This window comes from Pseudomonas sp. HS-18, from assembly GCF_020401845.1.
Classification (GTDB): Bacteria; Pseudomonadota; Gammaproteobacteria; order Pseudomonadales; family Pseudomonadaceae; genus Pseudomonas; species Pseudomonas nitroreducens.
Map to the genome: position 1 here is coordinate 1,380,321 of NZ_CP084413.1, position 16,418 is coordinate 1,396,738.

General features: G+C 64.4%; 18 protein-coding genes. 8 read left to right on the forward strand and 10 right to left on the reverse strand.

The annotated features are described in order from the left end of the window. Window positions 1–112: 112 nt before the first annotated feature. A complete protein-coding gene (locus LDJ84_RS06475) occupies window positions 113–457 on the reverse strand; it encodes a hypothetical protein (protein WP_037008260.1) in 345 nt (114 codons plus the stop codon). Window positions 458–836: 379 nt separating this feature from the next. Beyond that, window positions 837–2,165, reverse strand: a complete 1,329-nt coding sequence (locus LDJ84_RS06480; protein WP_038803251.1) for an OprD family porin — start codon at window positions 2,163–2,165, stop codon at window positions 837–839. Between the two features lie 450 nt (window positions 2,166–2,615). Between LDJ84_RS06480 and LDJ84_RS06485 the strand changes: the two genes are divergently transcribed. From LDJ84_RS06485 to LDJ84_RS06505, 5 genes are all read left to right on the forward strand, one after another. Then, window positions 2,616–2,993, forward strand: a complete 378-nt coding sequence (locus tag LDJ84_RS06485) for a RidA family protein (RefSeq protein ID WP_024767555.1) — start codon at window positions 2,616–2,618, stop codon at window positions 2,991–2,993. A 308-nt stretch (window positions 2,994–3,301) separates the two neighbouring features. Further along, window positions 3,302–3,817 carry a hypothetical protein gene (locus LDJ84_RS06490; protein WP_024767556.1) on the forward strand — a complete coding sequence of 172 codons (516 nt, stop codon included), beginning with the start codon at window positions 3,302–3,304 and terminating at the stop codon, window positions 3,815–3,817. A gap of 60 nt (window positions 3,818–3,877) precedes the next feature. Next, window positions 3,878–4,717 carry a DUF692 domain-containing protein gene (locus LDJ84_RS06495; protein ID WP_226046088.1) on the forward strand — a complete coding sequence of 280 codons (840 nt, stop codon included), beginning with the start codon at window positions 3,878–3,880 and terminating at the stop codon, window positions 4,715–4,717. Continuing rightward, entirely contained in the window at window positions 4,710–5,498 is a 789-nt protein-coding gene (locus LDJ84_RS06500; RefSeq protein ID WP_024767558.1) for a DUF2063 domain-containing protein, read from the forward strand. Before LDJ84_RS06495 ends, LDJ84_RS06500 begins: the two co-directional genes overlap by 8 nt. After that, window positions 5,495–5,917, forward strand: a complete 423-nt coding sequence (locus LDJ84_RS06505) for an organic hydroperoxide resistance protein (RefSeq protein WP_226046089.1) — start codon at window positions 5,495–5,497, stop codon at window positions 5,915–5,917. Before LDJ84_RS06500 ends, LDJ84_RS06505 begins: the two co-directional genes overlap by 4 nt. A 138-nt stretch (window positions 5,918–6,055) precedes the next feature. Here LDJ84_RS06505 and LDJ84_RS06510 read toward each other — a convergent pair whose 3' ends face one another. Continuing rightward, a complete protein-coding gene (locus LDJ84_RS06510) occupies window positions 6,056–7,480 on the reverse strand; it encodes a PLP-dependent aminotransferase family protein (RefSeq protein WP_226046562.1) in 1,425 nt (474 codons plus the stop codon). An 81-nt stretch (window positions 7,481–7,561) separates the two neighbouring features. On the opposite strand from LDJ84_RS06510, the gene LDJ84_RS06515 reads away from it, so the two are divergent. Beyond that, window positions 7,562–8,503, forward strand: a complete 942-nt coding sequence (locus LDJ84_RS06515) for a DMT family transporter (protein ID WP_226046090.1) — start codon at window positions 7,562–7,564, stop codon at window positions 8,501–8,503. 67 nt (window positions 8,504–8,570) lie between these two features. Here LDJ84_RS06515 and LDJ84_RS06520 read toward each other — a convergent pair whose 3' ends face one another. From LDJ84_RS06520 to LDJ84_RS06535, 4 genes are all read right to left on the reverse strand, one after another. Then, window positions 8,571–9,080, reverse strand: a complete 510-nt coding sequence (locus LDJ84_RS06520; RefSeq protein WP_084358315.1) for a DoxX family protein — start codon at window positions 9,078–9,080, stop codon at window positions 8,571–8,573. 75 nt (window positions 9,081–9,155) lie between these two features. Beyond that, complete coding sequence (locus LDJ84_RS06525) at window positions 9,156–9,794, reverse strand: hypothetical protein (RefSeq protein WP_226046091.1); 639 nt, start codon at window positions 9,792–9,794, stop codon at window positions 9,156–9,158. Window positions 9,795–9,930: 136 nt separating this feature from the next. Continuing rightward, entirely contained in the window at window positions 9,931–11,241 is a 1,311-nt protein-coding gene (locus tag LDJ84_RS06530) for an ATP-binding protein (protein ID WP_226046092.1), read from the reverse strand. Further along, a complete protein-coding gene (locus LDJ84_RS06535; protein ID WP_024767564.1) occupies window positions 11,238–11,978 on the reverse strand; it encodes a response regulator in 741 nt (246 codons plus the stop codon). Before LDJ84_RS06535 ends, LDJ84_RS06530 begins: the two co-directional genes overlap by 4 nt. A 225-nt stretch (window positions 11,979–12,203) precedes the next feature. Between LDJ84_RS06535 and LDJ84_RS06540 the strand changes: the two genes are divergently transcribed. Then, complete coding sequence (locus LDJ84_RS06540) at window positions 12,204–12,476, forward strand: DUF2790 domain-containing protein (RefSeq protein ID WP_226046093.1); 273 nt, start codon at window positions 12,204–12,206, stop codon at window positions 12,474–12,476. A 93-nt stretch (window positions 12,477–12,569) separates the two neighbouring features. After that, window positions 12,570–13,790 carry a cytochrome c biogenesis protein DipZ gene (locus LDJ84_RS06545; RefSeq protein ID WP_226046094.1) on the forward strand — a complete coding sequence of 407 codons (1,221 nt, stop codon included), beginning with the start codon at window positions 12,570–12,572 and terminating at the stop codon, window positions 13,788–13,790. A gap of 31 nt (window positions 13,791–13,821) precedes the next feature. Here LDJ84_RS06545 and LDJ84_RS06550 read toward each other — a convergent pair whose 3' ends face one another. From LDJ84_RS06550 to LDJ84_RS06560, 3 genes are all read right to left on the reverse strand, one after another. Then, window positions 13,822–14,118 carry an addiction module antidote protein gene (locus LDJ84_RS06550; protein WP_037011255.1) on the reverse strand — a complete coding sequence of 99 codons (297 nt, stop codon included), beginning with the start codon at window positions 14,116–14,118 and terminating at the stop codon, window positions 13,822–13,824. Continuing rightward, the gene (locus tag LDJ84_RS06555) at window positions 14,103–14,411 is read right to left on the reverse strand and encodes a type II toxin-antitoxin system RelE/ParE family toxin (protein ID WP_226046095.1); all 309 of its coding nucleotides are present in this window, start codon (window positions 14,409–14,411) and stop codon (window positions 14,103–14,105) included. Before LDJ84_RS06555 ends, LDJ84_RS06550 begins: the two co-directional genes overlap by 16 nt. 116 nt (window positions 14,412–14,527) lie before the next feature. Continuing rightward, window positions 14,528–16,375 (reverse strand): diguanylate cyclase, encoded by a 1,848-nt coding sequence (locus tag LDJ84_RS06560; protein WP_226046096.1) that lies wholly within the window; start codon window positions 16,373–16,375, stop codon window positions 14,528–14,530. Window positions 16,376–16,418 lie beyond the last annotated feature (43 nt).

Genomic DNA, 16,418 nt, shown 5'->3' on the forward strand with positions numbered 1-16,418 from the left:
CGGACGCAGGTGGCTTTATGAAATCACGGCAGTTGAGCGGCCACAATGTCCGCTGGCGACAAGAGCGACGAACGCGCTCGCCCGCCGGGCCTGCGGCGGGCGAGGGGCGGTGTCAGTTGATCAACTGGTCGATCAGCACGGCGTTGGTGTAGATCAGGCTGCCATCACTGGCCCGGTGGCCCACCAGGTGGAATTGCCCACGGTGTTCCACTCCGCCCAGGTACACGCGGAACATGCAGTCCGCCAGCGGCCCATAGCCTTCGGGCATGTGCAGATCGAGGGTGTCGAGGTCGGCATCGACCATCATTTCCCGCTGGCCGTTCTCCTGCAGGTAGACCTCGGCCTGTTCGAGGTGCAGGCGGTCCTGGTCGGTCAGGTAGAAGCGGATGTCTTCCAGCGGCGTGGGTTTCTGCTCGGCGGTGGTCTTGCACCAGCCTTCGAGGGTCATTGCGCTCATGGTGAGGTGCCTCCGGGGTTCGCGTGAGGATTACCACGCTGTCGGAGAGTTGGACCGCCGCGCCGTTGGATTCGATCATTTTTTGTTCAGGCGGTTTGCCGAGCGATAGTAACGGGCATAAAAAAAGCCGCTCCAGAGGAGCGGCTCGAAGGACGTCGAAGGAGCAATCACAATATCAACGTCAGGAGTTGTCTTCCGCAGGGAAAGTGCGGAAGCGGGAAGATGGGGTCATTCTAGAAAGTTGCAGCCGCGGGATAAACCGTCATTCCGGGAAGAGACTTTCTGTCCGGGCGTAATAATCTCACCCGAACGCGGGGCGAACATTCAGACGAATCCGAAAGTTGCCCCGCGCAATTATCGTGGAAAATATCCGGGTCGATTACAGGATCGACAGCGGATATTCGACGATCAGGCGCATCTCGTTGTTGTCCGCCTCGCCCTGGTCGGCATTGGCGCGGTGGAACGCCTGGCGCAGGCGGAAGGACAGGTCCTTCGCCGGGCCGCCCTGGACCACGTACTTGGCTTCCAGGTCGGTCTCGTGGTGGCTGCCGTCCTCACCGTACAGACCGGCGTAGGCGCCATCCGCGTCGGCGTGGCTGCCGTCGATGCCGGTACCGTTGATGTAGCGGGCCATGAAGCTCAGGCCCGGCACGCCGTAGGTGTCCATCGCCAGGTCGTAGCGAACCTGCCAGGAGCGCTCGCCCGGACCGTTGAAGTCGGAGTACTGCACGGAGTTGGCGAGGAATACCGAGTCACCGGTGGCGCCGGCGCCGTCGTCGCCGAAGCCCACGTAGTCGAACGGCGTATCGCCGTGCACTTTCTGGTAAGCCAGGGTGACAGTGTGTGCCTGCAGGAAGGAGTAGGCGGCTGCCAGCGACCAGGTGGTGTTGCTGATCTCGCCGGCCTCTGCCCGGCCTTCGTCGTTGGTGCGGTAGATGTTGAAGTCGAAGGCCAGCGACTGGTCATCGGCGACCGGCAGCACCCAGTTCAGGTTGCCGTAGTACTGGCGCCAGATGTCCTTGAACTCGGAGCCGTACAGCGAAACGCTCAGGTTGTCGTTGATCGCGTACTTGCCGCCGAGGAAGTCGACGTCGCTGGTTTCACGTACCGCGTAGGCCGCCCACAGGCCTCCGTCGCGGGCAGTGGTGACCGGGCTGGTGCCAGAGGTGAAGTGCCCGGCTTCCAGGTCCAGGCCTTCGATCTCGCTGCTCAGCAGGTTGAAGCCCGAAGCGGTCTGCGGGATCAGGCGGGTGCCGCCGGCGGCGAACACCGGAGCGGTCGGCTGCATGTCACCGAATTTCAGCTCGGTCTTGGAGATGCGCACCTTCAGCGCGCCACCGGCCTTGCCGTAGTCGTCGTCCGGCTTGCCGTCGTTGCCTACCGGCAGGTTACCGGTGCCCGCGCGGCCGCGGCCGGCGTCGAGCTTGATGCCCAGGTAGCCGAAGGCATCCACGCCGAAGCCGACGGTACCCTGGGTGTAGCCGGAGGAGAAGTTGGCCAGGAAGCCCTGGGTCCAGTCGCGGTTGTCGGCGAAGCCGTTCTTGCCGTCGTGGTCGTAGTACTGGTTGCGCAGCAGGACGTCGAGCTTGGCGTCCTCGACGAGGCCCTTGGCATCGGCCTGATCGGTGACGAAGGGCTCGGCAGCGGCGAACTGGCTGGCGGCGGCGGAAACAGCGAGCACGATGGCGCTGCGTTTAAGGTGCTTCATGGATATTGCCCCTAGAGTCTTGGAGGACCGGCTCGATTAATAGCGTGAGAGCCGGACGTTTTTATAGGCAGGCACAATGAGTCCGAACATGGATTAACCACGGCGGAAAATCGCAGGAAGTTGCGTTGGCATTGTTGCAGTTAGCTGGCTTTTAATTCCCCCGCGAATTGCTCCAGACGCGGAAGAGCCGACGTCATAATGCCCAAAGAGTTCGCCGTTTAAATCACGGATTATGAGAAGGTCTATATCCTGAATTGTAATAATCAGGACTTTTGTCGAGTTGACACAACAGCTTCGCAAGTTTTATCGGGACTGGGCATTTCACTGTTTCCGGGGGCTGCGGGCACGGTGACATGGCGCGTGGCGGGGCGATACGGCTAAGCTGCGCGACCCGGCCGCCACACCTGGTGCGGCGACGTGCCCCATTCATCGACAGCAGAGATTTGTCCCATGACGCCTACCTTCATCCCCGACGCGGACCCCGAATCCATTTCCTCCGACGTCGCCGGCTTCGGCGGCCTGCTGGTTTCCACGCAGATCCCCACCCTTGAGGACGGCAGCCTGGAGCTGGGCGACATCAAGGCCCAGAGCGAAGCTACCCTGCGCAGCCTGCAACTCGCCCTGGAAAAGGCCGGCAGCGGCCTGGACCACGTACTGCACCTGACCATCTACCTCACCAGCATGGCCGATCGCGCCGCGTTCAACGAGGTGTACTGCAGCTTCTTCGCCAAACCCTACCCGGTGCGCGCCGCCGTGGGTATCGCCGAACTGGCAGTGGAGGGCATGAAGGTCGAGGTTACCGCCATCGCTGCAAAGCGCGCGGGCTGATCGTCCTGCCTCTCCAGGCATGGGCCGCCTTGCGGCCCTTTCCCTTTCCCGCCGCTGTGACATCGGCAGCGTTCCCCGCTCCAGATCCCCGCTGCTTGTATTGCTTTGTATCTGCCGCTCTCTGAGCGGACACACGCATACAAAAGCCTCCAGTCGCCGATACGCCCGCGATACATCGTTGCGGCGAAATAGCCCTACCCGAACGACACACCGCGACGGCAGGGAAAACCCTCCAGAGCATCGTTCCAGGGATTCGCCCTTGCGGCATGACCCGGCGCCCAGCGCGCCATTGCATCTGGAGAAGCACCATGACTCGACTCTCGAAATCCCAGCTTGGCCTGATCGCCGTTGCCCTGGCCGGCGGCCTGAACATGGCGTCCTCCGCCTTCGCCGTCGAAGCCCTGCCGCAGGGCTACCAGCTGGCCTCCGCCGCCAAGGCCGGGGAGGGCAAGTGTGGCGAGGGCAAGTGCGGCGCCGCCAAGCAAACCAAGGCCAGCCAGACTGAAGGCAAGTGCGGCGAAGGCAAATGCGGTGCCGACGGCGCCCAGGCCAAGGCTACTGGCGCCGAGGGCAAGTGCGGTGAGGGCAAGTGTGGTGACGCCTCGTTCGCCCGTACCGATGCCGACCACGACGGCCGCGTCTCCCGCGCCGAATTGCTGGCCGTGGCGCCCAAGGCCAACGCCGAGTTCGATGCCATCGATGCCAACCACGACGGCTACCTCTCCGAAGCCGAGGTCTACCAGTTCCGCAAGAACCAGTTCGACTCCAACGGCAAGCCGTTCCCGGCCGACCTTTACAGCAAGCTGAGCCAGGCCAGGAACTGACATTCCCGCAGACCTCCCCGCGCCCCAGGCCGGGGAGGGCACTTCGCCCAGGAGACCGCCATGACCACTTCTCTCAATGGAGCCGGCCTAGGCCTGCGCCGCGCCCTGCTGCCCGACCTGCTGACAATGGACGACCGCGCCGTGGATTTCCTCGAAGTCGCCCCGGACAACTGGATCGGTGTCGGCGGCACCTATGGCGAAGGCCTGGCGCGCCTGGCCGAACGCTTCCCGCTGTCCTGCCACGGCCTGTCGCTGTCCCTCGGCGGCCCCGAGCCTCTGGACCACGTGTTCCTGCACCGTGTCCGCAAGTTCCTCGACCAGCACCATGTTCCGCTGTTCAGCGAACACCTGAGCTACTGCTCCGACGACGGCCACCTCTACGACCTGATTCCGATGCCCTTCACCGACGAAGCGGTGCAGCACATCGCCGGGCGCATCCGTGAAGTGCAGGACATCCTTGGCCGCCGCATCGCCGTGGAAAACATCTCCTACTACGCCGCGCCCTACCAGGCGCTGAGCGAAATCGACTTCCTGCGCGCCGTGCTGAGCGAGGCCGACTGCGACCTGCTGCTGGACGTCAACAATCTCTACGTCAATGCCCACAACCACGGCTACGACGCCGCCAGCTTCCTGGCCCGCGTGCCGGCGGATCGTGTCGTCTGCCTACACGTCGCCGGGCATTACGACGAGGCGCCGGACCTTAAGGTCGACACCCACGGCGCAGCGGTGAAGGACGATGTCTGGACCTTGCTGGCCAGCGCCTACCAGCATCTGGGCACCGTCCCGACCCTGCTGGAACGCGACTTCAACCTGCCGCCGCTCGCCGAATTGCTCGGCGAGGTGGACTACATCCGCCGCCTGCAAAGCACCGTTCGCCAGCCGGAGGTGCGCCATGGCTGAGTCCCTGCGCGAACAGCAGTTGCGCATGACCCGCTTCATCCGCGACCCGCAGGCCAATGAACCGCCGCCCGGCATCGAGGCGCGGCGCCTGGCGGTGTACCGGCAACTGTTCTTCGGCAACCTGCAATCGCTGCTGGCCGGCAATTTCCCGGTGCTGCAGGCCAGCCTCGCGCACGAGCATTGGCAAGCGCTGACCGAGGATTTCTACGCCGGCTTCCGTTGCCAGACGCCGCTCTTCACGGAGGTGGCCGGCGAGTTCGTCGACTACCTCGAAAGCCGCGGCGAGCAGCCCGGCTGGGTGGCCGAGCTGGCCCACTACGAATGGATCGAGACCGCGCTGCTGCTCAGCGACAAGGCCGAACCGGCCCACGATCCGGACGGCGACCTGCTCGATGGCGTACCGCAGCTCTCCAGCCTCGCGCTGCCGCTGGCCTACGTCTGGCCGGTCAGCCACATCGGCCCGGAGCATATCCCGCTGCAAGCCCCGACCGAGCCGACACTGCTGCTGGCACGCCGCGGCGCGGACCTGAAGGTGCACTTCTCGCGCCTGGCCCCGCTGGCCCATGCGCTGCTGGTGTCGCTGCAGCAATGGCAACTGACCGGTCGCGAACACCTGAAGGCGCTGGCGGAAATCGCCGGCATCGAACTGGCCGCCATCGAAGAGCAGGGCATCGCCCTGCTGCGCAGCCTGAAAGAGCAAGGCGTGGTGATCGGCACCCGCCCCAACTGCACCACACCGCGTCGTCCCCACTTGGCCCGCCCTGAAGGAGAAGCGTCATGACCGATACCCTGGCAAGCGTGATCTACACCGCCCACACCCACACTACCGGAGGTCGCGACGGTCGCGGCCAGACTGTCGACGCTGACCTGGATCTGCCCCTGAGCCCGCCTGGTTCCGGCCGCCCCGGCACCAACCCCGAGCAGCTGTTCGCCATTGGCTGGTCCGCCTGCTTCATCGGTGCCCTGCGCCGCGCCGGGCAGAAAATGAACGTGCGCCTGCCAGCCGATGTGGCGGTGGACGCCGAAGTCTCCCTGGGCAACACCGCCGACGGCGGTTTCGCCCTGGCTGCCCAGCTCACCGTGCACCTGCCGGGGCTGCAGGCCGAGGACAAGGCGAAGCTGGTCGATGAGGCTCACCAGATCTGCCCATACTCCAAGGCGACTCGCGGCAATATCGAGGTTGGGTTCGTGATTCCCTGATCTGCTTGTTATCCACAGCCCAGCCCGCGTACCGTCATCGGTGCGCGGGCTTTTTTCTTTTCCGTAGGAGCGAGCTTGCTCGCGAACCGGCCTGGCTGCAGACCAGCCGGGGAAATCCGTTCGCGAGCACCCTCTCGCCTATGAGCGTTCCGTGGACGCGGTATCACTGTCCAGAGCGACCGAGAGCGCCTGGAATCCCAAACACAACTGCACGTCATCCAGCGCTCCGTCGCAGATGCTGATCCTGACGAACTGCGGAACTGCAGCGTGACCGACGGCAAAGGATTCCGCGGTCGCGATGCGGTAGTGCTTGGCCGCCAAGTCGCTTTCCACGTCCGAGGCGCGCCATGGCTCGGGCACCTGGATCCAGAAATGCGGGCTCCTGGAGTGAGTTCGGTAGTTCAATCCTTCCAGCAACTGCGTCACCAGTGCCTTGCGGCGAGCGATCTCGGCGGCTTGCTGCTGCAGCAGAATCTGCGCGGTGCCGTCATCGATCCAGCGGGTGGCCAACTCCAGGGGGAGGGGAGTTGCCATCCAGCAGGAGCCTCGCAGCGCTGCTGCCAGCCGGCTCACCATCGCTACGGGGGCGTGCAGGTAGCCAACGCGAAGGCCGGCGGCGACCACCTTGCTCATGCCGCCAATCAGAATGCTTCGCTCGGGGACGAAGTGACTCAAGGGCGCGGGCCGATCTTCCAGCAGGACCGCATGGGTTTCGTCCTCGATGATCAGCAGGTTGTGCTCCCGGCAGATGGTCGCGATGGCCTGCCGACGTTCCGTGGGCAGGATGGAGGTCGTGGGATTCTGCAGAGTGGGGGTGCAATACAGGGCAGTAACTCGGTGCAGTCGGCAGAGTTCGTCCAGCGAGTGCGGTAGCAATCCGTCGTCGTCCATCGTCGCCGCCAGAAGACGAATACCCAGCAGCCGCGCTGCACTGATCAGGCCAGGGTAGGTGAGAGGTTCGGTCACCAGGGTGTCGCCGGGCCGCAGCAGCGCCATCAGCGTACAAAGCAAGGCGTGCTGGCTGCCGTTGGTGCACAGCACCTGCTCAGGGTGAGCGCGGAAACCATGGCTGGAAAGCCACTTCGCCCCGGCAGCACGGAAGCGCGGCAGGCCGACCTCCGGCGTGTAGGTCATCAGCTCTCCCAGCGTGCTCACATCCTGTGCAAGGACCATCAGGCTCTGTGCCAGCAGGCTGGTCTCGGCCCCAGGGATGTGCAGGTTGCGGCTCATGTCGTAGAACGCCGGGGACTCAGCGACATTGCGGTAACCCTCATCTCGCTTGCGCTCCAGACCACGCTGGCGAACGAAAGTCCCATCGCCCACCCTTGGCACTACCAGGCCCATGCGCTCGAGTTCGGCGTAGGCGCGGCTCACGGTGCCCACGGTGACATTGAGTTTGTAGGCCAGAATGCGTTGGGGAGTGAGCTTGCTGCCGGCTGCGAGGGAGCCATCGAGAATGCATAACTCCAAGGCTGACGCGAGGCGTTTGTATTTTGTGCCGCGCCCCGATTCCAGTGCGTGGCGGAGAATTGACACGGTGTCAATATAGGTTTTGACAGTCATTTCACAGGCCAATAGCTTCGGATTGAACGGGTTCATTGTAGTAATAAGAACCCATCCATAGCGCTATCTGGAGCTGCTGTCATGACCATTTCCGCTTCCCAGGAACTCACTCCTATTGCCCGGAAGAGTTGGCTGGCAGGTGCCGTGACGGCCGCGCTGTTCCTGACTGTCTGCCTCAGTTGGGGCACGACCTGGCTGGGTATCCGCATCGCCGTTGAAACGGTGCCACCGCTGACGGCATCCGGTCTGCGCTTCCTGATTGCCTTTCCATTGTTCCTGGCATTCGCCCGGATGCGCGGTGATGCGATTGTCTTCCCTCGACAAAGCCGGGGCTTCTTCATTTTCGTCACGCTTTGCTACTTCGGTGTGCCGTACTTCCTCCTCAACTACGGCGAGACCCTGGTTTCCTCAGGGCTGACAGCGCTGCTGTTCAGTTGCATGCCCGTCTTCATCCTGATCTTCTCGGCGATATTCCTGCGGGAAAGGATTCAGACACTCCAGGTGATCGGCATCGCCATCGGCTTTGCCAGCCTGTACATGATTCTTCGTGAGCAGGGCCTGGGTTTCGAACACCAGGGTTTCATTGGTGTGCTGGCCATCCTTGCCGCCGCGCTGATGCATGCCCTGTGTTATGTGGTGACCAAGCAGAGAGGCTCGGCGATCAGCGTCGTTACCTACAACACTCTGCCCATCGGCATTGCCGGGTTGGCGCTGTTCGTCCTCGGATTGCTGGTGGAGCAGCCGTCGTTTTCGCAGATAGCCGCCAGGTCCTGGTGGGCGCTGACATACCTCGGGCTGTGCGCCTCGGTGGGTGGTTTCCTCGTCTACTTCTTCTTGTTGAAACGACTGAGCCCTGTGGTCCTGTCCTTTGTGTTCATCATTTTCCCTGTTTTTGCGGTGATCATCGGGGCTTGGTACGAGGGGCAAGCGATTTCCACCCGCCTGGCGCTCTATTCGCTGCTGTTATTGCTGGGTTTTGCCATCACCAAGTTGCCTCTGGCGTCGCTGTTTGCGCGCAAGTAATGGGGGCGTCTGCTGCGGAAGCGACAAGGGAAAGGCAAACCTGCCTTTCCCTTGTCCGAAGCCAGGGTCAGCTGTGCGAGCGATACAGCCGGCGGATCATTCCATCCACACTCAGCGCTCCCGCACCTTTCAACAGCAGCGGCAGCAGTGCGACCAGGTAGATCAGCGGCAGCTTGTAGTTGCCGAAGCCGTGGTCGGTGATCGAATAGCCCTGGGCGAGCTCGGACAAGGTCGACCACTGCGCCGGCCAGTGCACCGCGGCGATGGCGACGAGGGTGACGACGATCAGCGACGCGGAAGCGAAGCGCGTGGCAACGCCGAGCAGGAGCAGGATCGGCGCGATCAGTTCGGCCCACATCGATACCTGCCAGTCGAAGCCGGCGGAGAAGTGGTTGAAGGGGAAGGGGAAGCTGGCGTGGATCTGTTCGAACCAGTTGTCGCCATGCCATTTCTCCAGGCCTGATTCGAAGAACTCCCAGGCCAGGAACAGCCGCAGGGGAATGTCCCAGCCCCAGGCGGCGAGGCGGTCGAGTTGGTCGAGGACGGTCTTGATCGGGTTCAGGGTCAGCAGGGTCATGGTGCACCTCTTGGGCAAGGTCGTGGGCAAGGCTTGGGTGGGCGGCAATAGCCCGGTCGTCGATGAAGTCGAGGCTCAGGCGTTCGGCAGCGCGGGGCGCGCGCTACGGCGCAGGTGCACGGCCAGCTTGGCGACGAGCTTGAAGGCGATGGCGCTGAAGATCAGGCCGAAGCCCAGCGGGTACCAGGAGCCCATCGGCAGGCGTTTGTAGAAGGAGAGCAGGAACACCCCGGCGATCACCCAGGTGCCGGTGCTGTGCAGCAGTTTCCAGGCACGGGCGCCGAGCAGTCTCACTGCGTAGGAGAAAGACGTGAGTGTCAGCAGGATGATGAAGACATAGCCGACGGAGCCGGGGATGTTCGCGGCGGCGCTGCGGCCGTGCCAGAAGGTCTCGGGGAAGAATTTCACATAGAGGATGATCAGCACCGCGTGCACGGAGTGGGAGAAGGCGAAGGCCAGCCCGAGGAAGCGTCGCTCACGCAGCAGGCCGCGGGTGAAGCCGCTCGGTACCACTGCCATCAGGGACGAGGCGAGAAAGGTGGCGAGGAAGAGCGCGAAGGACGTGCGGGCGGTGACACGGATCGCGCTACGCAGGGCCTCGACCCATTGCGGTTGGCTCCATAGGGCCAATGCGGTGGCGAGCAGCACCAGGGCGGACAGCAGGGAGAACAGGCGCCAGCCATGCAGGCTGGCGTTTTCGGCGGGACGGATCATGGCAGGCTCCTTTGGGGAACGCGGCGGGCGGGTTGCCGCCGCTGTTCGTGGAGCCATCTTGGCGACGGGCCTTATACCGGATGTGTCCGGGGAAGGCCGTCTTGTATCTCTGTGTACACCTCGCTCAAGCGCAGCCTCAGCTGGCGGGGCGCAACTCCAGCTGCGCGCACAGCCCCCCCGTGGCGCGGTTGGACAGGCTCAGCGTGCCGCCCAGGGCCTGGCTCAGTTGCTGGGCAATCGCCAGCCCCAGGCCGGTGCCGCCGGTGCCGCGGTTGCGCGAGCTTTCCACCCGGTAGAAGGGTTTCAACACCTCGGCGAGTTCCTCCTCGGGGATGCCGGGGCCGTCGTCGAGAACACGGATACACACGACACCCTGGGCATCGCGTTCGACTTGCACCTGGGCGGCGCCGCCGAACTTCAGCGCGTTGTCCACCAGGTTGGTGAGCACCCGGCGCAGCGCGTGGGGGCGGGTTTCCAGCACCACGTTGCTGCTGCCTTGAAGCTCCACGTCCTGGCCGCTGTCCTGGTAGTCGAGGACGAGGCTGTCGAGGAATGAATCGAAGTCGACCTTGACCGCCGCCTCGCTGGCGCCGTCCATGCTGCGTGCGTAGGCCACGCCTTCGCGGACCAGGTGTTGCATCTCTTCGAGGTCGCTCCACAGGCGCTCGCGTTCGGGCGAGTCGTCCATCTGCTCGACGCGCAGCTTCATCCGCGTGATGGGCGTCTGCAGGTCATGGGAAATGGCCGCCAGCAGTTGCATGCGCTCCTTGAGGTACGCGCTGATACGACCTTGCAGCGCGTTGAAGGCGCGGGCGGCGTAGGCGACTTCGCTGGGACCGCGCTCGTCCAGTTCGGGCGCGGGGGCGTCCGGATCGAGGTGGTCCACGGCCTGGGCCAGCCGCGTCAGCGGGCGAATCGCCAGGCGCACGGCAAGCCAGGTGCAGAACAGCAGCAATGCCAGCTGGACGATCAGTACCCAGGGCAGCCATTGCGCCACGGGCACGCCCTTGGGCGTCACGTCGATGGTCAGCGGCATGCCGTCGGCCAGTTTCAGGTGCACCTGGAAGTGCGGGATGGAGCCGGGGATGTTCTCGAAGCGCAGCCCGTAGCGTGGGCCAATGGCGTCGGCGATGGAGGTCGCCGCCATGGGCGCCTGCGCCATGTTCATCGGCTCGCCGGGCTGGCCGCCATCCAGGCGGTAGCGGTAGTTGGGCCGCTGCACCATGGGCAGCCAGCGCTCGCGCTCGTCCAGCGGCAGGCGATCGAGCAGGGCGACGGCGGTGCTGACGTCGGTTTCCAGGTTGCCCAGCATCATGCTGCGCGCGCTCTGGTAGCGCTCGTAGAACTGCGAGCAGAATGACAGGCTGTAGGCGAACACCAGCCCGGCGAGGAAGATCAGCGCCAGGCGCGCGGCCAGCGTGCGTGGCCAGTGCAGGACGGATTTCATGCGTTGGGCTCGAGCAGTTCGACGGCCAGGGCGAAGACGTAGCCTTCGCTGCGCACCGTCTTGATGTAGGCGGGTTCGCGGGCGTCATCCAGCAGGCGCTGGCGCAGGCGGCTGACCAGCAGGTCGATGGAGCGATCGAAGATGTCCGCCTCGCGGCCTTGCGTGAGGTTCAGCAATTGCTCGCGGCTGAGCACACGCTGCGGATGATCGACGAACACGCGCAGCAGGCGGTACTCGGCGCCGCTCAGGGCGACCAGGGTGCCGTCTTCATCGAGCAGGTGGCGCGCGGTGGTGTCCAGCTTCCAGCGGCCGAAGCCGATCAGCCGGCTCGCCTCGCTGACCTGCAGGTTCGGCGGCAGCATGCGCGTGCGGCGCAGCACGGCGTTGATTCGTGCCAGCAGTTCACGGGCGGAGAAGGGCTTGGTGAGGTAGTCGTCGGCGCCCATCTCCAGGCCGATGATGCGGTCGGTCTCGTCGTTGCGCGCGGTGAGCATCAGCACCGGTGTGGACTTGTGCTTGCCCACGCGCAGCTCGCGGCACAGCTTCAGGCCGTCGTCGCCGGGCATCATGATGTCGAGCACGATCAGGTCGACCGAGTTGGCGTCGAGGAAGGCGCGCATCTGCCGGCCATCCGCCGCCAGGCTCACGCGCAGGCCGTTCTTCTTCAGGTAGTTGCCGACCAACTCGCGGATCTCGCGGTCGTCGTCGACGATCAGTACGTGATCGACATGGTCCATGCCGGTGCCTCATTCACAGTGGGTTGAGGCGAGTTTATAGCGCAGCGCCACGCTTGCCTGCCGTGCTTTGTATTCCACTGTATCCAGGCCGGCCTCCGATACCCGGCGCAGCAAACCAAGGGCCTGCGCGACACAAGCCCGATACCTCCTGAACGTGAAATGGGCACCAACGGCGAGGCACACAGCCCTCGCCGGCCAAACCCGACACAGGACAGGAGAACCCCCATGAAAGCCTTTCATATCGCCAACGCTTGCCTCTTCGCTTCCCTCGCCGCTTTCGCCAGCTTCGGCGCCCAGGCTGCCGACACGCAGCCCGTTGAGCAGTATCACTACGGCCAGAAACTGGACGTGAAGAAGGTCGTTGCTATCCAGGAAGAGGCGGCGTCGCCCTTTGACTGCGGCATCGTCAACGCCCGCATGGATTACCTGGATTCCCACGGCCAGCCGCACAGCCTGGCCTACCGCAAGTTCGCCACCGACTGCAACGAAGGCGGCTGATTCCCCCGAGCCGCAGCCACGGATGGCCGCGGCGTTTTTTCCCGCTGTTCACTCCAGAAAAAGCCCACGGGCCGGCGGCCCATCGAGGTTTCCATGCTGCTCATCGCCTTTCTCGGCGGGGCGCTGACCCTGCTCAGCCCTTGCATCCTTCCCGTGCTTCCATTGTTGTTGCAGCGTGCCGGCGGCCCGGCGTGGTCGCCGTGGGTCACGCTGCTTGGCCTGGCCAGCGGCTTCGCGGTGCTGGCGAGCCTGGCGACCGTCTCCAGCAATTGGGTGATTGCCGCCAGCGAATGGGGCCGGTGGTTTGCGCTGGTGCTGCTCTCGGTCTCTGCACTGGCGCTGCTCTGGCCGCGCTTCAGCGATTGGTTGGCGCGCCCCTGGGCCTGGATCGGCGATCGTCTGCACGGTGAAGCCCGGCGCATGCCGCCGACGTTCTCCGCGTGGGTGATGGGCTTTGCCGCCGGCCTGCTGTGGGCGCCCTGCGCCGGCCCGGTGCTGGGGCTGATTCTCTCCAGCGCCATGCTGCAAGGCCCGAGCGCGCAGACCAGTTTGCTGCTGTTTGCCTACGGTCTGGGCAGTGCCACGGTGCTCGGTATCGTGCTTTTCGCCGGGCGCCGGCTGATGCAGCAGCTGCGGCCGCGCATGGGCGTCATCGAGGGTCTGCGCCGCGCCACTGGTGTGCTCGCCCTGCTGGCCGTGGTCGGCATCGCCAGCGGCACCAGCGCACAACTGGCTTCCGGCGGTTCGTCCAGGCTGGTGAACAGCCTGGAACGCAAGGTCATCGACGGCGTGCCCGCGCTGATCAGCCAACTGATGCCCGGCGACCTGGCCCACGGCGCCGAACGCCTGCCCGACCTCGGCCCGGCTCCCGAACTGCAAGGCGCGGTGGAGTGGATCAACAGCCCCGAACTGAGCCTGCGCGACCTGCGCGGCAAGGTGGTGCTGATCGACTTCTGGACCTACGACTGCATCAACTGCCAGCACAGCCTGCCGTATGTGAACGCCTGGGCGAAGAAGTACGCCGACCAGGGCCTGATGGTGATCGGCGTGCATACCCCGGAGTACCCCTTCGAACGCGTACCCGCCAACGTTCGCGAAGCGGTGAAACAGCACGATATCCACTACCCCGTGGCGCTGGATAACCAGTACCGGATCTGGAACGCCTTCGCCAACCAGTACTGGCCGGCGCACTATTTCATCGATGCCCAGGGACGCGTGCGCCATCTGTCGATCGGGGAGGGTGGGTATGAGGAACAGGAGCAGGTGATTCAGGCGTTGCTGAAGGAGAGGGATAGAGTGAAGGCGGGGGCATGAGCAAGTGACGGGGCGGGGACGGGACTGTCCCTCATTTCCCGCTGCTGGCGGGAATTGCCTGCAACTCGACACCCAGCGCGCGCATGACCTTCATGACCGTCTCGAAGCGCGGCTTGGCTCCGGGCGCAAAGACCTTGTACAGGCTCTCCCGGCCCAGTCCCGAGTCATTGGCGATCTTGGTCATGCCGCGCGCCTTGGCAATGTTGCCGATGGCGAGTAGCAGCTCATCGGTATCGCCGTCAGACAGGACCTGGGACAGGTATTCGGCAATGACCTCCTCATTGTCGAGGTGGTGGCTAGTGTCGAAGTCGCTCAGTTCAATGGCCATTCAATTGCTCCCGCCAGTTGCTGCGCCAGCTTGATATCGCGCTGCTGGGATGTTTTGTCGCCGCCACACAGCAACAGGATCGGCACGTCGCCACGGCGCGTGAAGTAGACGCGATAGCCAGGGCCGACATCCAGTCGGATTTCCGAGACACCGATGTCCACCGAGCGGATGTCGCCGAAATGACCGGACCGGATACGGTCCAGCCGACGCAGGATTGCGACTTTCCCGCGGGGGGCGCGGAGCTCAGAAAGCCAGTGATCAAACTGGGCAGTTTGCTTTAGCTGATAGGTCATGCTGAACCTGTATCCAGTAGGATACTGGTGTGCCAGCGAGCCCGCACCTGAAATATTCGCCGACCACCATGAAAGTGCTGAGCCGGGTGTAGGACGGCGGAGCGATCGACTGCCTGTCAGCCCTCTACCTGATTGCGCCCCTGCTTCTTCGCCTCATACAACGCCGCATCCGCCTGCTGCACCAGCATCTCGGCGGAGCATTCCGAACTCGGTACCGCAGCTACGACGCCGATGCTCACGCTCACCCGCCCCAACGGCGACAGCTCGTGGGGCAGGGCGAGTGCTTCCACCGCTTGCAGCAACTTGTTCGCCATGCCGCGCACGCCGGCGAGGTCGGTCATCGGCGCGAGGAAAACGAACTCCTCGCCGCCATAGCGTGCCACCAGGTCGGTGGAGCGGTTGACCGTGGCCGCCAGCGTCCGGGCAATGTCGCGCAGGCAGGCGTCGCCGGCAGGGTGGCCGTAGTGGTCGTTGTAGCGCTTGAACCAGTCCACATCGATGATCGCCAGGGCCAGAGCCTCACCGGAGCGACGTGCGTGGTCCCATTCCTGCTCCAGTAGCTGGTCGAAGCGGCGCCGGTTGGCAATGCCGGTGAGGGCATCGGTCAGGCTCATGGCCTCCAGCTGGTTGTTCAGCTCGCGCAGTTCATCGGTGCGCTCGGCGACGCGCAGTTCCAGCTCGTGCTCGGAGCTGCGCAGGTTATCCACAAGCTGTTGCTGGGTACGGATCAATTCCTCCTGCACCCTGGCCTTCTCCCGGCGCATGACGTTGAAGCGGTCGGCGAGGGCGAAGGCCAGCACGATCATCTCCATCGCCGAGCCCAGTTGCAGGCCGTCCACGGTAAACAGGTTGGTCGGCACGATGCCCATGGCGCGCAGCGAGGTCATCGCCCCGCCCAGCATCAGCAGCGCGAAGGCCGCGAGGAAGAAGAACGCGCTGCGCTGGCGCTTGAAGGCGGCAACGCCGGCACCGATGAGCAGGATCACCGCCGTGGCGAAGTTCAGCAGGATGCCGGCGCGGGAGAAATACGGCAGCGCCAGCGCATAGGCGACGGGGCTGAGCAGATAGGCCAGGATCATCCCGCGCAGTACCCGGTCCAGGCGCGGCAGTATCCGCTCGAACTGCATCATCCGGCGGGCGAACAGCAGCAGCGCTGCCAGGGCCATCGACACGCCGGAGTAGTAGACCACGTTGGAATTGAGCGGCTCGCCGAAGATCGACCAGTCCGGAGCGAGGCCGTTCTTGATCGCCAGCGCCCCGGCCGTGCAGCTAACGAAGACCACGTACAGCAGGTAGATTGGGTCGCGCAGGGCGAACAGCAGCATCAGGTTGAACAGGATCATTGCCACCGCGATGCCGAAGTACCAGGCCTTGCCGGTGTAGTCATCGCGTTCGTAGGCGTGGAACGCCTTCACCGGCCACAACTGCAGCGGCACCAGCAGGCCGATACTCGACTCGACCCGCAGGTACAGCACCTGTTCGGAGTGCGCGGGCAGGTTCAGCGGAAAGACGAAGTTGCGGTTCGGGTAGACCTTGCTGCTCTGCGGGACGTCGCTGCCGGTGTTGATCGTCCTGACGCTGCCATCTGCCTGCGGGATGTTCATCTGCACATGGGAGATACGCGGGTTCTCCACCACCAGCAGGCGCTGCAACGGGGCATCGCCGGGATTGCTCAGCTGCAACTTCAGCCAGAAGGCCGAGCGGGTAAAACCCATCGCCAGCGCACTGCCGGGTGGCTGATTGGCCTTGAAAAGGGCTTGCTGCGCAGAGGATTGCACGTCCGCCAGCGTCAGACTGCGGCTCGGGTCTTCGAGGACGGAGACATAGGCGGTCAGCGTCAGGGGCCGGGTGGTGACGCTCGCGGCATCGACCACCTGGGCAGCCCAGGCGGGACGGACCAATAGAAGGAGTAGGGTGAGCAGGAGCCAGGACAGCGATTGCCGGTGCGGGGCGGAGGCGGGCATACGGCAGGATCCGGGCTGTAGGGATGCCGAGGATTCTACAAGA

What these genes read in the sequence shown, in the direction of transcription:
- LDJ84_RS06475 (WP_037008260.1), bottom strand. Translation starts at nt 457, where the DNA reads ATGAGCGCAATGACCCTCGAAGGCTGGTGCAAGACCACCGCCGAGCAG.
- LDJ84_RS06480 (WP_038803251.1), bottom strand. Translation starts at nt 2,165, where the DNA reads ATGAAGCACCTTAAACGCAGCGCCATCGTGCTCGCTGTTTCCGCCGCC.
- LDJ84_RS06485 (WP_024767555.1), top strand. Translation starts at nt 2,616, where the DNA reads ATGACGCCTACCTTCATCCCCGACGCGGACCCCGAATCCATTTCCTCC.
- LDJ84_RS06490 (WP_024767556.1), top strand. Translation starts at nt 3,302, where the DNA reads ATGACTCGACTCTCGAAATCCCAGCTTGGCCTGATCGCCGTTGCCCTG.
- LDJ84_RS06495 (WP_226046088.1), top strand. Translation starts at nt 3,878, where the DNA reads ATGACCACTTCTCTCAATGGAGCCGGCCTAGGCCTGCGCCGCGCCCTG.
- LDJ84_RS06500 (WP_024767558.1), top strand. Translation starts at nt 4,710, where the DNA reads ATGGCTGAGTCCCTGCGCGAACAGCAGTTGCGCATGACCCGCTTCATC.
- LDJ84_RS06505 (WP_226046089.1), top strand. Translation starts at nt 5,495, where the DNA reads ATGACCGATACCCTGGCAAGCGTGATCTACACCGCCCACACCCACACT.
- LDJ84_RS06510 (WP_226046562.1), bottom strand. Translation starts at nt 7,480, where the DNA reads ATGACTGTCAAAACCTATATTGACACCGTGTCAATTCTCCGCCACGCA.
- LDJ84_RS06515 (WP_226046090.1), top strand. Translation starts at nt 7,562, where the DNA reads ATGACCATTTCCGCTTCCCAGGAACTCACTCCTATTGCCCGGAAGAGT.
- LDJ84_RS06520 (WP_084358315.1), bottom strand. Translation starts at nt 9,080, where the DNA reads ATGACCCTGCTGACCCTGAACCCGATCAAGACCGTCCTCGACCAACTC.
- LDJ84_RS06525 (WP_226046091.1), bottom strand. Translation starts at nt 9,794, where the DNA reads ATGATCCGTCCCGCCGAAAACGCCAGCCTGCATGGCTGGCGCCTGTTC.
- LDJ84_RS06530 (WP_226046092.1), bottom strand. Translation starts at nt 11,241, where the DNA reads ATGAAATCCGTCCTGCACTGGCCACGCACGCTGGCCGCGCGCCTGGCG.
- LDJ84_RS06535 (WP_024767564.1), bottom strand. Translation starts at nt 11,978, where the DNA reads ATGGACCATGTCGATCACGTACTGATCGTCGACGACGACCGCGAGATC.
- LDJ84_RS06540 (WP_226046093.1), top strand. Translation starts at nt 12,204, where the DNA reads ATGAAAGCCTTTCATATCGCCAACGCTTGCCTCTTCGCTTCCCTCGCC.
- LDJ84_RS06545 (WP_226046094.1), top strand. Translation starts at nt 12,570, where the DNA reads ATGCTGCTCATCGCCTTTCTCGGCGGGGCGCTGACCCTGCTCAGCCCT.
- LDJ84_RS06550 (WP_037011255.1), bottom strand. Translation starts at nt 14,118, where the DNA reads ATGGCCATTGAACTGAGCGACTTCGACACTAGCCACCACCTCGACAAT.
- LDJ84_RS06555 (WP_226046095.1), bottom strand. Translation starts at nt 14,411, where the DNA reads ATGACCTATCAGCTAAAGCAAACTGCCCAGTTTGATCACTGGCTTTCT.
- LDJ84_RS06560 (WP_226046096.1), bottom strand. Translation starts at nt 16,375, where the DNA reads ATGCCCGCCTCCGCCCCGCACCGGCAATCGCTGTCCTGGCTCCTGCTC.